This window comes from Butyrivibrio sp. (genome assembly GCF_017635265.1).
Lineage (GTDB): Bacteria > Bacillota > Clostridia > Lachnospirales > Lachnospiraceae > Butyrivibrio.
The window spans coordinates 15,772-29,939 of record NZ_JAGBLU010000100.1 but is presented as its reverse complement, the minus strand read 5'-3'; the positions used below and the strand labels follow the sequence as shown (position 1 = coordinate 29,939).

Genomic DNA, 14,168 nt, shown 5'->3' with positions numbered 1-14,168 from the left:
CAGACTACATTCACCTTGACATAAAGAATTTACGAATTGTGTTTACTATTCCATCCTTTCCGCTTGTCTTAAGCACATAGCCCTCAGGCTTAAGGGAAAGAACTGCCATTACACTTTCCTTATCATCCTTACCTGTAAGAAAGATAACCGGAGTATCTTTAGTTTCCTGATCGCTTCTTAACATTTCGAGAACCTGTGGTCCTGATGTAACCGGCATTTCATAGTCCAGAAGTATCAAATCAGCTTTATTAACACTTAACCATTTAATAGCTCGCATGCCGGAATTGGCCATTGAAACTTTATAAGTGTCTTTAAGCCATTCCCTTACAAGTCCCATATAATTGGGATCATCATCCACAATTAAAATGCTCTTTTTCATCTCGCCTTCTGCTTCCAAATTAAAATAAATGGAAACAGCATTGATAAAAGCATCATAATCAAGAGGTCTTCCAAATACTTTTCCGATCAGGTGCGGAGGAAAATTATCAGTTACGCTTCTTGTATCAACAATGTCTCCAATAACAAAAAGCTGCTTATTGTCTTCGGAGAGCTTATCCTTTAGAAAAGTCTCGATCTCCGGAGTAAGCCTGTCACCGGCCTCCATATAATAGATAATTGTTCCATTATCGGGCCAATTTGCATTAATTGCATTTACATCCTCTGAGGCAAAAGCAGTTTCAATCTTAGCATCATTTAATTTACCGAGTAGTACTTTGATGATAAAAGTCTCTTTTTCTCCTATTACCAAAACCTTACCTGAGCCGAAAAACATAATGAATCCTCCGTTATTATCATGTCTTTAGTTCGTTTTCCACTTTGTCCCAATCAAATTGCTTTAAAGCATGTTCTATATTATCAAACACTTTCTTATCTTTATCGGGAAGCCTGTACTTTTTTACCTGCTCAACTACCATTATAGCGCCATCATACTCCATTTGCCCGGTAAATTCTTTAAGAGCTTCATAAGCTTCCTTTAAATCGTTTTCAGGAATCAGCTCTTTATCCGAATCATCAGAAGACTTCTCCAATAGAACTCTTAATTTTTCCCTGAATCCACGATATTTATCAAGAAGAATTTTAGTCTTTTCATTGATAAACTCAATGTCATTATCATTGCCTGCTGCCTCAAGCTTTTTGGCAAGTTCAGAAAGATCCATTGCTCCTATCAGCCTTGCAGCACTCTTTAATGCATGAACTTTGATAGTGTAGGCTTTAATATCTTTTTCTTCATAAGCTTTCTCAATAACTTCAGAGTTGTCAGAAACAGTATTGGCAAAAAGTGTAAGGGCGCTGACAAAAGATTCTTTGCTTCCACAGTTCGTTATTCCTTCATCAATGGAAATGCCCTCAATATCTTTTACCCATGACATATCTCCAGGATCATTAACAAGCATTTCATTATCCACTACAACGCTGTCCGGAATCTTTTCTGTCAAAAGATCTTTTGGAATATACTCTCTTATTGCCTTTTCAAGATCAGATCCGTTTATCGGCTTTGGAAGATATCCGTTAAAGCCATGGTTTTTATAGAACTCATTGCCACTGTTTGCAGCATTGGCAGTCAGCATAAGAACAGGAAGGTCAGGATAGTCTTTTCTTAATTCTTTGATAGTCTCAAGTCCGTCCATAACCGGCATCATATGATCCAGCAAAACCAAGTGGAACGTATCCTCTTTTAGCTTATCCAGACATTCCCGTCCGTTTGTTGCGCAAGTAAGCTGTAAGCCTGTTCTGCTAAGGAGCCCTGATATAACCTGCCTGTTCATGGCATCATCATCAACAACCAAAACTTTTCCTTCAGGGGCATATACTTCAGGAATATAAGGTCCGACCTTAACTTCCCCGCTATCCTCATGAAATACACCTATAGCATCGCTGCTTATAACTTTCTGCTCCAGCTCAAATGTAAATGTGGAGCCTTTTCCATAGACGCTTTCACACTTAAGTTCCCCCTTCATAAGCTCGGCGAACTGTTTTGAAATGTGAAGCCCAAGACCTGTCCCTTGTATTGAGCGGTTCCTGTTTTCGTCAACTCTTTCGAAGGCTGAAAAAAGCTTGTCTATATCTTCCGGCTTAACTCCTATTCCTGTATCAGTCACGCTGAATCTTAGCCTACAGCTTTCAGCATCTCCCCATACCTTTTCAACCTTTAGCGTAAATCCACCTTTTTCAGTATACTTAACTGCATTTGTCAAAAGGTTTAATACGACCTGTCTTATCTTTCCATCATCACCATATAGCTTTTGCGGAAGCTTTTCGTCTACTTCAACTTTAAAATCAAGATTCTTTAGATTACTCCTTACCCGTATCATTGGAATTATTGATCTTAAAAGTTCTTCAAAGCTGTATTCCTGCTCCACAAGGTATACTTTTCCCGACTCTATTTTAGACAGGTCAAGTACGTCATTTATAAGTCCCAAAAGGGATTCTGAAGCTCTCTTTATATCACTTGCATAGCTCATTATGCTCTGATAGTACTCTTTGGGAACTCCATCCGCTTCCTGCCTCATTATCATTTCATCCATACCCATTATAGTATTTATGGGAGTACGTATCTCATGAGACATATTTGCAAGGAACCTTGATTTTGCGCTGTTTGCCCTATCTGCTTCATCTTTGGCCACGCGTATCTGCTCATACTGTTTACGAATGACAGTTCCGCTCATAATCTGCCATACCACAAACGCTACAATCGCTGCTCCAACAAGTATTATAAGAAGTCTTACCGCCAATATTTCTGTAGGTCTTGCTTCTTTTTTTATTTTAAAGACCTCATCCTGATATACATTGCCTGTTGCCTGGCTCTGAAGCTGTACGTGAAGCTTATAGTTGCCATGAGGAAGTGCAGTGTATTCCAAAGCCGACATGTTGCTCTGATACATTGTTACACCTTCATCATCCGCTCCCTCAAGGTATATTTTTACTCTTGGATTGATAAGAGTATAATTTAGAATTGAAGCAGAAATCTGAATTCTCCCTCTTGAAGCCGGAATAACATAAGTTCCATCCTGCTCCGGATTAATGGTTTTATCATCGACAGTTATTGATTTGATATAGACCTTTACATAAGCTTCACGATCTATATAGTCATCAATATTCACACTGCTTACACCGCTTCTTCCGCTTATATAAAGATTTCCCTCATCATCTATGTCACTATAGGAATTTCCTGTAGGAACACTGGGAAGTCCACTTGCTGCATCAAAAAACTGGTACTTAAAATCTTTTCCGTCTATCATATCCTGCCCATTGGCAACATAGATTCCATTTGACGCAAGTACCCATGCATCACCTGACTTACTAAAGAAAATATCATAATTATTTGAATAGGGAAATTTTTCTACTATGTGAATCTTTTCATCCTTCATATATCCAAGAGCGTTGGATGAGATTACCCAATAGACTCCTCTTTCCTTATCCCTTTTTATTCTCATGATAACATCACTGGTCAGTCCGTCATTTCTTCCCAGCTTTCTGATTTTTTTATCCTTATCAACAATATATATACCATCGCCATCAGTACCTATGTATATTTCTCCATTGGGGCCTTCTGCAGATGTTAAAAATAAAGTATTGGTCACCTCTCCTTCTTTTCCTATTGTATCTATAACCTCTTTGTCCTTTATTATGGCCAGTCCTCTGTTGGTTGATACAAGTAAAGAACCATCATCTCTTTTAACAATACTTCTGACTTCATTACAGATAAAGCCTGATTTCTCATCAAATCTTATGATCTGTCTGTTTCGCGTATAACAAATAAGCCCCTTATCATTCGTATAAGTTGCAATCCACAGATTATTGTCGTCATCTTTTATGATGCATCGTATTCTGGTTCCTTGAAGCTCATCTGTCAGGATATTTTCAATTTTATGGTTCCCTGAAGTTATAATTTCAAGTCCCTTTTCCGTTCCCACATACAAAGCGCCATTATATGTGCAAGTCGTATTTACAACTTCGTTGCCGGCATCCGCTCTCTCAGAAATATCCACAAAACTATTGGAAACCAGCTTCATAATCCCCTGACGCGTTGATGAAAACCACAGATTTCCTTCATAATCCTCTATCATAGAACCAATCAGACTGGTAAGAGGCAGATTATTAAGTGTAATATATCTGTTTTTCTGATCGAGATACCCAACAACGCTGCCTGACATAACCCATATTCTGTCTGCTGCCTCCGTAATCCACGAAATATCATTGGCAGGACTTACGGATATTCTTTTAAGTCCCATTCCCTTGCTGCCAAATCTTCCGTAATACAACTTATCGGATGTAGTCCCATAATAAAGATATCCTTGTGTTTCGGGATCCACAAAAATAGTTGTAATCATCTCAATTCCAAGATCATCGCTTGAGAAATATGAAATAATTTCCCCGTTTTCAATACAAAAAACTTCACCAACTCTGTTACATCCATATATCCTTCCATCTTTGTCAGAACACAGCTTCATTATGTATGTATCGCTAAGCATTGAATCATCCACAAGATGAAGCTTCATATTTGAGTCAACATAGGAAATTCCATTAGTGGAGCCTGCATAAACAGATCCGTCTATGCTTTCAGCAAGGGATCTCATTGTAGATGATTTAAGTCCGTCCAAATAGGTATACCTATGGGTGGTTACACCGTTGTCATAAACCAGTATTCCATTATCATTTGTACCAACCCAGATTCTTTTTTTCTCATCTTCTAAAAGCGCGTTGGCATTGGTAAGTCCTGTAGTTGAATCCTGTCTCTCAAAAGAAATACCGTCATATTTCATAAGCCCTGCATAACCACCAACCCAGATATATCCATCACTTGTTGATAATATGCAATTTGCATCCGATGTTGGAAGTCCATTTGATGAGTTATAGAGCTTGGTCGCATATCCTACACCTTTAAGCTGCCCTGTAGCAGCCATAGCTCCGCCGGCGTGATCTTCCGAAGCTTCTCCATCATCTGCAGCCATAGTGCTAAATGGCATCAAAAGAAAGCATATAAAAAACATATATAATAAAGCTATTTTCTTTAATCTCAGCCCTGGCATTGTATGATCTCCCGCTCAGTTTGATGTACGTAATTATGTTTTCGCACATTACATTATATCATCCACGCCCATCTCAAATTATTTCGTGATTCTTATAAAAGCATTAGATTTCCTTAAACTTTTTCGAATATCAATGAATTAACGCTTTTATTTGTAATTAAATTGTATTAAAATTAATTTATCGTTCGATAGGAGGAATTTAAGATGTCCAAAAACAGTGGTTTTGGTAAGTTTATATTGTTTTGCACAGCAGTAGGTGCTGCAGCAGCCGGTGCTTATTACTATCTCACCAAGAGAGAAGCTGAAATAGCTGACAGCTTCGATGATGATTTTGATGATTATGAGGACTTTGAGGACGATCTCGAAGATGAAAAAGAGATTAAACCTACTTCAAGAAAGTACGTAGATATAAAGACATCCGATTCTGACAGTTCCGCAGAATCCACAGATTCCGCACAAACTGAAGAATCAACCGAAGATTCAAAAGAAGAACCATCTTCCACAGAAGAGTTCTTCGATGACGAAGACGAAAAATAAAGGTGCCGCTTGGGCACCTTTTATTTTTGGAAATTTCTCTATGTCTAATTATGACTGTTCACCGGTTTTCTCGATAAGCATATCCTTGAGGAGTCTTGCTTTATCTTTAATACGGCTGTTAGCTACTCGTGATGTCAGTATCTCGGAAATCATCTTGCTGGCTACATCATACTGCTCTGTTTCCACAGCAAGAGCTCCAATCAGATAATCAAGGGTTGTAGAGTCCATTCCTGCAATCGGAAATTCCTCTGACTGTCTGGCCATAACAAATCCATTTAATGCATTTGTAAGGAGTTCTTTTTCCTGATCATCATTTTCTTTTTTCTTGTTTTCATACTCAGGGTCTGTTGTGTCAAGACGCTGAGTCTCGCCTCGTACCAACCATGCAGTTTTCAGGCAGATATAAGCCTTTTCACTGTTCTTGGCCTTCTTTACTACAGCATTGGCAAGCGCCAGCTGATAAAGGTTCTTGGCATGCTCATAGCTGTAGGTAGGCTCTTTATAAACTATTTTTCTGTAGTTCATGCAGATCTTAACTCTGATGTCTTCAATCTGATACTTATTCAGAGTTGTAAAGTATCTTCCAAGAGCCGCATATCCACATTCAGGGCATGCAATAACATCATACTTATTCTGATCAACTTCGCTGTAGTCAGGTCTAAGGTCTATATCAACAGCCTTCATTCTAACTTTACCGGTTCTGACTGTTTTTGCCTCAAATTCAGATTCACAGACCGGACATTTATATTTCTTGTCAAAAAGAAAGTCTTCTTCTTTTACAAGATTTAATTTTTTCTTTGGTTCTTCCTTCTTTATAACTTCTTCTTTTTTCTTGGGATCTTCAAAAAGGTCACCACCACCGATGTTTCCCAGTCCAAGTTTTTCAAGTCCAGAAAAAATACCAGCCATGCCTATACCTCTTTTCTCAAATTAATTTTTTGGTAACACAAACGAACTCTTTAGTGACACAATCCTGTTAAACACAGGTGCTCCCTCTTTAGAATCCTTATAATCAACACAGAAAAATCCGTTTCTTACAAACTGGAACTTGTCGTAGGCTTTCGCCTCCTTAAGTTCAGGTTCAAGCTTAGCATGCTTTATAACTGTAATGGAGTTGGGGTTTAGATTAAGTGAACCATCCTCCTCGTTATATACACCCTTTTCTTCATCAATTATATTCTCATATAAACGAACTTCTGCATCCAGAGCTTCATTTGCAGAAACCCAATGGATTGTTCCCTTGACTTTTCTGGCATTAAATCCGCTGCCGGATTTCGTTTCAGGATCATATGTACAATGAACTGCAATCACATTGCCATTCTCATCCTTGTCACATCCGGTGCATGTAACAAAGTAAGCATTCATAAGTCTTACTTCATTGCCGGGGAAAAGACGGAAGTATTTCTTAGGAGGATTCTCGTAGAAATCCTCTCTCTCAATATAGAGCTCTTTTCCAAAAGGAATCTTTCTTGTTCCCATTTCAGGAACTTCCTTGTTGTTCTCAATTTCCAGATACTCTGTCTGTCCCTCAGGATAATTATCTATTATGAGCTTTACCGGATCGAGAATAGCAAGCATTCTCCTGGCCTTAAGCTTAAGATCCTCTCTTATACAATATTCAAGCATCGCATACTCTGCTGTGGAGTTAGCTTTACTGATACCGCACATATCTACAAACATCTTAATTGACTCAGGTGTAAATCCTCTTCTGCGAAGAGATGCGATAGTTACAAGTCTCGGATCATCCCATCCATCAACTATTCCATCTTCTACAAGACGTTTGATATATCTTTTTCCTGTAACCACATTATTAAGATAAAGCTTAGCAAACTCAATCTGTCTCGGAGGATTTTTGTACTCGCACTCTGTTTTTACCCAATCGTAAAGAGGTCTGTGATCTTCAAACTCCAGTGTGCAAAGGGAATGTGTTATACCCTCAATTGCATCCTCGATAGGATGAGCAAAGTCATACATAGGATAAATGCACCACTTGTCGCCTGTTCTTGCATGAGTCATGTGAGCAACCCTGTAGATTATAGGATCTCTCATGTTAATGTTAGGTGAAGCCATGTCAATCCTGGCACGAAGTGTCATAGCTCCATCAGCCACTTTGCCATTCTTCATATCTTCAAAGAGTCTTAGGTTTTCTTCTACGCTTCTGTCTCTGTCAGGGTCATTCTTACCCGGTTCAGTAAGTGTTCCTCTATACTCACGCATCTCATCAGCAGTAAGTTCTGAAACATATGCCTTACCCTTCTTGATAAGATTAACTGCATCTTCATACATCTCATCAAAATAATCCGATGCATGGAACAAACGATCCTCATAATCGGCACCAAGCCACTTAACATCTTCGATGATAGAGTCCATAAACTCTGCTTTCTCTTTTGTAGGGTTGGTGTCATCAAATCTCATGTTGAACTTGCCGCCATACTCTTTTGCCATTCCATAGTTCAAAAGAATACTCTTGGCATGTCCTATATGTAAAAAGCCGTTAGGTTCAGGAGGAAAACGAGTATGAACATGATCATATACTCCATCCTGTAAATCTTTATCAATTGCCGCTTCAATAAAATGCCTTGAAGGTGTATTGCCTTCCTCAGCATTGTCATTTGCTTTTGTTACTACTTCCTCTGCCATTTTAATCTTACTACCAACTTTCTAAATTTTAATCGTATGTATTAGTATAACATACTATGACGCATTTAACTATAGACGTATTTTTCTTCAAATGCAGCCCTTCTTAAAGGCTTATCATAGTAATAGCCCTGTACATACTTAACTCCAAGACCTTTAAGCGCATGCAGCTGTTGTTTGGTTTCTATTCCTTCGACGCAAACTTCTGCGCCTATGGTCTTTCCCAGCTGACTGATGGTCTTTATGAAGGCTTTGGAGTAATCATCATGCTCTATTCCTCTGGAGAAATTCTGATCAACCTTTATGATGTCAAAGGGAAGTGCCCTGAGACTACTCAGAGCTGAATATCCTGTTCCGAAGTCATCAAGTGCAAGTCTTACTCCCAAAGCCTTTATATCAAGAAGCGTCTGCTTGGTTCTTGCAAGATCATTTATAGCAAGTCTCTCTGTAAGCTCCAATATCAGGTTGTGAGGCTTTAGATGATTTTCTTCAAGGCACTCTTTTATTATATCCACAATATCCGTCTGCATTATCTGCACTACCGACAGATTTACACTTACTGCAAATTCGCCTGTTCCCGACTCATTCCACTGTCTGCAACACTCACAGGCCTTTTTTAGCACATGATTGCCTATGGGATTTATAAGTCCCAAATACTCAGCAAGCGGAACAAATTCATCCGGATTTAAAAATCCAAGTCTGCCGCTGTTCCATCTTACAAGCGCCTCAGCGCCAATATGTTTGAACTGTCCTGTACCGCCCTTGTAATCCAGCGGCTCACTGATGACAGGCTGAAAATAAACCTCAAACTCCTCACAGCTTTTGCCAATAGCATCATACATACTCTTTTCAAGATCAAGTCTGTGAATTGAAGAAGAGTCAATATTATCAGAATACTCTGCCACTCTGTTCTTTCCGGATTTCTTGGCTTCATACATGGCAACATCCGACTTTCTGATGAGTTCAGAAACGTTATCGCCGTGATCAGGGAACTTAACGATTCCCATACTCATTGTGCAGTAATAATCACTATCCTTTAAATACCATGGAGTTGCAAATGCATCCTTGATCTCTTCCATAATCTTGTCAAGTCTGTCAAAATTCTCAGGAGGAACGATGATTACAAACTCATCACCGCCCATTCTGTAACATGAATTGCCAATTCCGTCTATTCTGCTGATAGTCTTGGATATATCCTGAAGAAGAACATCCCCGTACTGATGTCCTAAACTGTCATTGATATGCTTAAAGTCATCGAGGTCAAGATACATAAGCGCACCATGGGTACCTGTCTGTCTGGCCTCATCCACATATTTTGCAAGATCCTTTTCACAGCACATTCTGTTATATAGTCCTGTAAGGAAGTCCGTATATGCCTGAAGCTCAATTCGCCTCTGATACAGCTTTTTCTCAGTAATATCATAAAGCGCACACAAGGATACCGGCCGACCGTCAACCCACTTTATCCTGGTATAGTAAACGTCATACCACTTTCCTCTTGCCTTATGATTAACCTCATAGTTACCGCTATGGCTTCTCGATGGAATATTTGATTCGAAAAGATCTACCAGTTTATTTTCGGTGATTTCTTTGCTGAAGTTCTTTTTAAAGCTCCTATTGGCAAAAAGAAGTACTCCGGTCTCAATATCTCTCACATAGATAGCACTTCCTACATTATCAAGAACTGATTCAAGTGAGGCAAAAGAGCTTGCAAGAGAATTTTTTTGAAGTCTCTTTGTAATAATACTTTGCAGCACTCTGATAGCATCGTTTATAAATTTTATGTCGTCAATAGACCATATCTTTATTTCCCTGGTTTCTGTAAAGCATGCATAAAACAGAGCACTGTTGTTTACAACAACAGGCATTGAAACCAGTGCTTTAACAGACAGATTATCAAGCTGCTCTCTTTCTCCGGCATTCATCTGGCTGTCACTTGATACTACCACAGTTTTCTCAGAACCTAAAAACCAGCATTTTTCCTGATCAGTAGTTTCGGGATACATTTTGGCAACACCTGCTGCCGTCCACTGAACCACTATATCCATCAAATGAGTGTGATGAATCCTGCAGGTAAAGGCATTGCTTATCTGCAGGTACTCACACAGTTTGGTCAACATAGTTGCCATTATCTCTTCTATAGAATCATCGCTGTCAAGAAGCGAGACTATTTCAGTCATAATCTCAGCTCTTCTGAAGGAGCTTGTCATTTCAAGTTCCTGCTTTTTACTAACCTTGCTATTTTCTTCAGCAGCACTTCTGGATGTTTCCATCCCTATGACAACACTTAAAGATTCCCTTAAAAGATCTAAAGTCTTATAAAATTTAAGTTCTGAAATCTGATATGTAAAAGATTCCAATGGCGGAACATGATAAAACTCTTTTTCATATTCCGCATCGGTAAACACGCCGCAAACAATCCATACTGCAGCAGTAGAATAATCATTTTTGACAGCAACAGCTGCGAGCTTCAAATTAGGAACCTCTGTGATTTCAACAGCCTGATCCTCAAGCTCGCTTTCTGACACACGCTTGAATATATTGTGTACCCTTACATCTGTTATATATTTCTGAATGATCTGCACTTCTCTTGGATTGCCTGAGAAACTGCTAAGCTGATTTCCCTTGGCATCCAGACAAAAAGCATATATTCCGGCCATTTCGCAGAACTTATCCTGCCATGACTGGATTGAAACACTGCTTTTTTGCGCAAAATCACTAAGGGTTCCGCTAAAATCCTTTAGAGAACCCATTTCATTAGTGTTTTTTGCTTGTATTTCCGTAATATGCTCTTGCAAGTTTTCACCCCTAGAGAATATTTTATCTGTCAGAAGCGCTATAGTTAGGTGCTTCCTTTGTAATCTGTATATCGTGAGGATGTGACTCACGAAGTGCAGCTGATGTAATCTTGATAAATCTGCCGTTCTCTTTCAGTTCATCGATTGTCTTACATCCACAATATCCCATGCCTGAACGAAGTCCACCGATAAGCTGGAATACAGTGTCTTCAACTGTTCCCTTGTAAGCTACACGGCCTTCAACACCTTCAGGAACAAGCTTCTTGGCATCTTCCTGGAAATAACGATCCTTTGAGCCGTTTTCCATAGCTGCAATAGAACCCATTCCTCGGTAAACCTTGTATTTTCTGCCCTGGAAAAGTTCGAATTCACCGGGTGCTTCGTCGCATCCTGCAAACATTGAACCCATCATTACAATATTTCCGCCGGCAGCAATTGCCTTTGTGATATCACCTGAATACTTAATACCACCATCTGCTATAATCGGGATTCCATACTGTTTAGCAACTGCATAACAGTCCATTATAGCTGTGATCTGAGGAACACCGATACCTGCAACTACACGAGTTGTGCAGATAGATCCAGGTCCTATACCTACTTTAACAGCATCTGCACCTGCTTCGATAAGGTCCTTTGTAGCTGCTCCGGTAGCACAGTTTCCTGCAATAACCTGAAGATCCGGGAATTTCTCTTTTATCATTCTAAGGCACTTAAGTACATTCTCTGAATGTCCGTGCGCTGAATCAAGTACAATTACGTCAACTTTAGCATCTACCAATGCTGCTACACGATCAAGGCAGTTTGCTGAAATACCGACACCGGCACCGCACAAAAGACGCCCCTTCTCATCTTTTGCAGCAAGGGGATACTTTATTGTTTTTTCTATATCTTTTATGGTAATAAGACCAACGAGATTATAATCATCATCAACGATAGGAAGCTTTTCTTTTTTTGACCTGGCAAGAATGCTCTTAGCTTCTTCAAGAGTGATTCCCTCTTTAGCTGTAATAAGATTCTCACTTGTCATTACTTCCTTGATTTTCTTGGAGTAATCTTTTTCAAACTTAAGGTCTCTGTTCGTAATGATACCAACAAGCTTTCTGCCCTCTGTAATAGGTACACCTGAAATACGAAATTTAGCCATAAGTGAATCTGCATCTGCAAGTGTATGATCCGGTGAAAGAGAAAATGGATCTGTAATAACACCATTCTCAGATCTTTTTACCTTGTCAACCTCCTCTGCCTGAGCTTCGATTGACATATTCTTGTGGATGATACCAATACCACCCTGTCTGGCCATTGCAATAGCCATTCTGTGCTCTGTAACCGTATCCATTCCTGCACTCATCATAGGAATATTAAGTCTGATCTTCTTGGTAAGATAAGTTCCAACATCTACCTGATTAGGTATAACCTGTGAATAAGCAGGTACCAAAAGCACGTCATCAAAAGTAATTCCTTCACCAATAATCTGTCCCATTATTATCTCCTATTAAAAAAAAATCTTGTTATTGACTGCGTTATACTTGTAAATCTATCTATATTCATTAATCCGTGAATACTTTTCTTGGTGCAACAACTTTAACAGCTGCAACAAACTCTTCAGATGGTTCAAATATTATCTTTTCTTTTCCATCATAATAAATAGTATATGTAGGATCCGGCTGAGCATCCTTATTTTTGGATGAAAAATCAGATATCTTGTAATTCTTGTTTTTGAATTCGTCCAAATGATATGACTTAGATGGAGCCATTGCTTCAATGTGCTCTACTGAATAAGTACCCACATGCTTGCGGGAACTTTTGTTAAGAACCTTGTCCACAGAAATCTCACGATCGCAATACTGATACTCATACTCAATGTTCGCATTAAGTGCTGCGAAGTGATACCCAAAACCTGCTGCCACGCATAGAATAAGACCAATTATACCAAATCCCAGTAAAAAAGCTGCAATAAAGAATACAACTGCAAAGAAAATGCTCAAATACTTGAGAAATGTAACAACCGGCGATGCTTTACTTTCAACGAGGCATTCAACATAATTATTCTCGTTAACCATCTGTAAAAATACTCCTCCTGTTAGTTGCCATTTTTACCGAATATCTTATATTTAAAACAAAGCCGTGTCAAGGGTATGGGGCAAAAACACCCCATGGGAATCTGCTTGAATTTTCTCCGTAAACTCTGTTCTCTTCTTTATTATTCATATTGACATTAAAGGTTATAAATCTGTATCATATGTGACAAGTGCTTTTAAAACAATACACTTTGTTTCCGCACACGATTACTTATTCTATTATATACATTTTTTCGAACAGAAGATATTATATTTTTGTTAACATTTTTAGGAGGTTACACTTATGTCAGTACACGAGGAGATAAAAGAACAGCAAAAGAAATTAAAAGGAAAAGGCGTTAAAGCCCATCTTCAGTACTTCTGGGATTATTACAAAATACATACAATCGTTGCAATTGCAGTTATTATTTTCCTGATTATTTTGGTAAAAGACATCACTAATAACAAACCGTATGCATTTTACGGACTGATGCTGAATAGTTACGCTCCAAATGCAGAAGATGTACTTGAGAATGAATTCGTAGGCTATGCAGGAATAGATACAGAAACAAGCAGCTGCTTTATCGATACTTCCGCTACTTATAATATGGAAATCATAGATGAAGTTACAATTGCCACAAGCCAGAAGATAATGGCCAATCTCTCAGCTGCAGAGCTTGACTCAATGGCCGCTGATAAAAATACATTTTCCTATTATGCTCATCAGGATGTTTTCGTGGACCTGAGAACTGTCTATGACGAAAGCTTTTTGGATAAGTACAGTGACAAGCTTTTCTACATAGACAAAGGATTGGTAGACTACATTGCCTCCGATGAATATCAGGACTTTTTGATGAATGGAACCTATGATAAAGACAATAAATATGCGGTTATGGCTGCTGATATCTACGCAACAGGCAAGTATCCTGACACACCTGTTGCTGAAATGGATACCCCTGTTCCTGTAGGAATTATTCTTGATGGCTCATCCGTCATTTCAGACAATGGACTTTATCAAGGCTCCACACCTGTTGTTGGCATCATTGCCAACACAACCCGCCTTGATAACGCAAAACTGTTCATCGAATATCTTCTTAAGTAAAAAATGA

9 protein-coding genes are annotated in these 14,168 nt (G+C 38.9%); 2 read left to right on the top strand and 7 right to left on the bottom strand.

Features of this window, described 5'->3' with window-relative positions:
* Positions 1-10: 10 nt before the first annotated feature.
* Both J6O61_RS11820 and J6O61_RS11815 read right to left on the bottom strand, forming a co-directional pair.
* On the bottom strand, positions 11-772 hold the full coding sequence (locus J6O61_RS11820) for a response regulator (RefSeq protein WP_292213409.1): 762 nt from the start codon (positions 770-772) through the stop codon (positions 11-13).
* Positions 773-791: 19 nt separating this feature from the next.
* The gene (locus tag J6O61_RS11815) at positions 792-5,030 is read right to left on the bottom strand and encodes a hybrid sensor histidine kinase/response regulator (RefSeq protein WP_292213408.1); all 4,239 of its coding nucleotides are present in this window, start codon (positions 5,028-5,030) and stop codon (positions 792-794) included.
* Between the two features lie 204 nt (positions 5,031-5,234).
* Here J6O61_RS11815 and J6O61_RS11810 point away from each other — a divergent pair, with 204 nt between their 5' ends.
* The gene (locus J6O61_RS11810) at positions 5,235-5,567 is read left to right on the top strand and encodes a hypothetical protein (RefSeq protein ID WP_292213406.1); all 333 of its coding nucleotides are present in this window, start codon (positions 5,235-5,237) and stop codon (positions 5,565-5,567) included.
* 48 nt (positions 5,568-5,615) lie between these two features.
* On the opposite strand, the gene J6O61_RS11805 is transcribed toward J6O61_RS11810, so the two are convergent.
* From J6O61_RS11805 to J6O61_RS11785, 5 genes are all read right to left on the bottom strand, one after another.
* The gene (locus J6O61_RS11805) at positions 5,616-6,476 is read right to left on the bottom strand and encodes a DUF2225 domain-containing protein (protein ID WP_292213403.1); all 861 of its coding nucleotides are present in this window, start codon (positions 6,474-6,476) and stop codon (positions 5,616-5,618) included.
* A 21-nt stretch (positions 6,477-6,497) separates the two neighbouring features.
* Positions 6,498-8,207, bottom strand: a complete 1,710-nt coding sequence (locus J6O61_RS11800) for a glutamine--tRNA ligase/YqeY domain fusion protein (RefSeq protein WP_292213401.1) — start codon at positions 8,205-8,207, stop codon at positions 6,498-6,500.
* A 65-nt stretch (positions 8,208-8,272) separates the two neighbouring features.
* On the bottom strand, positions 8,273-10,957 hold the full coding sequence (locus J6O61_RS11795; RefSeq protein ID WP_292213399.1) for a bifunctional diguanylate cyclase/phosphodiesterase: 2,685 nt from the start codon (positions 10,955-10,957) through the stop codon (positions 8,273-8,275).
* Between the two features lie 67 nt (positions 10,958-11,024).
* Complete coding sequence (gene guaB, locus J6O61_RS11790; protein WP_292213396.1) at positions 11,025-12,482, bottom strand: IMP dehydrogenase; 1,458 nt, start codon at positions 12,480-12,482, stop codon at positions 11,025-11,027.
* A 67-nt stretch (positions 12,483-12,549) separates the two neighbouring features.
* Positions 12,550-13,062: a DUF6106 family protein gene (locus J6O61_RS11785; RefSeq protein WP_292213394.1), complete on the bottom strand. Its 513-nt coding sequence runs from the start codon at positions 13,060-13,062 to the stop codon at positions 12,550-12,552.
* Between the two features lie 301 nt (positions 13,063-13,363).
* Between J6O61_RS11785 and J6O61_RS11780 the strand changes: the two genes are divergently transcribed.
* Positions 13,364-14,161 carry a hypothetical protein gene (locus J6O61_RS11780; protein ID WP_292213391.1) on the top strand — a complete coding sequence of 266 codons (798 nt, stop codon included), beginning with the start codon at positions 13,364-13,366 and terminating at the stop codon, positions 14,159-14,161.
* Positions 14,162-14,168 lie beyond the last annotated feature (7 nt).

Coding starts and splice junctions, on each gene's coding strand:
- J6O61_RS11795 (WP_292213399.1), bottom strand. CDS start 10,957: ATGGGTTCTCTAAAGGATTTTAGCGGAACCCTTAGTGATTTTGCGCAA.
- J6O61_RS11785 (WP_292213394.1), bottom strand. CDS start 13,062: ATGGTTAACGAGAATAATTATGTTGAATGCCTCGTTGAAAGTAAAGCA.
- J6O61_RS11780 (WP_292213391.1), top strand. CDS start 13,364: ATGTCAGTACACGAGGAGATAAAAGAACAGCAAAAGAAATTAAAAGGA.
- guaB (WP_292213396.1), bottom strand. CDS start 12,482: ATGGGACAGATTATTGGTGAAGGAATTACTTTTGATGACGTGCTTTTG.
- J6O61_RS11805 (WP_292213403.1), bottom strand. CDS start 6,476: ATGGCTGGTATTTTTTCTGGACTTGAAAAACTTGGACTGGGAAACATC.
- J6O61_RS11815 (WP_292213408.1), bottom strand. CDS start 5,030: ATGCCAGGGCTGAGATTAAAGAAAATAGCTTTATTATATATGTTTTTT.
- J6O61_RS11820 (WP_292213409.1), bottom strand. CDS start 772: ATGTTTTTCGGCTCAGGTAAGGTTTTGGTAATAGGAGAAAAAGAGACT.
- J6O61_RS11810 (WP_292213406.1), top strand. CDS start 5,235: ATGTCCAAAAACAGTGGTTTTGGTAAGTTTATATTGTTTTGCACAGCA.
- J6O61_RS11800 (WP_292213401.1), bottom strand. CDS start 8,207: ATGGCAGAGGAAGTAGTAACAAAAGCAAATGACAATGCTGAGGAAGGC.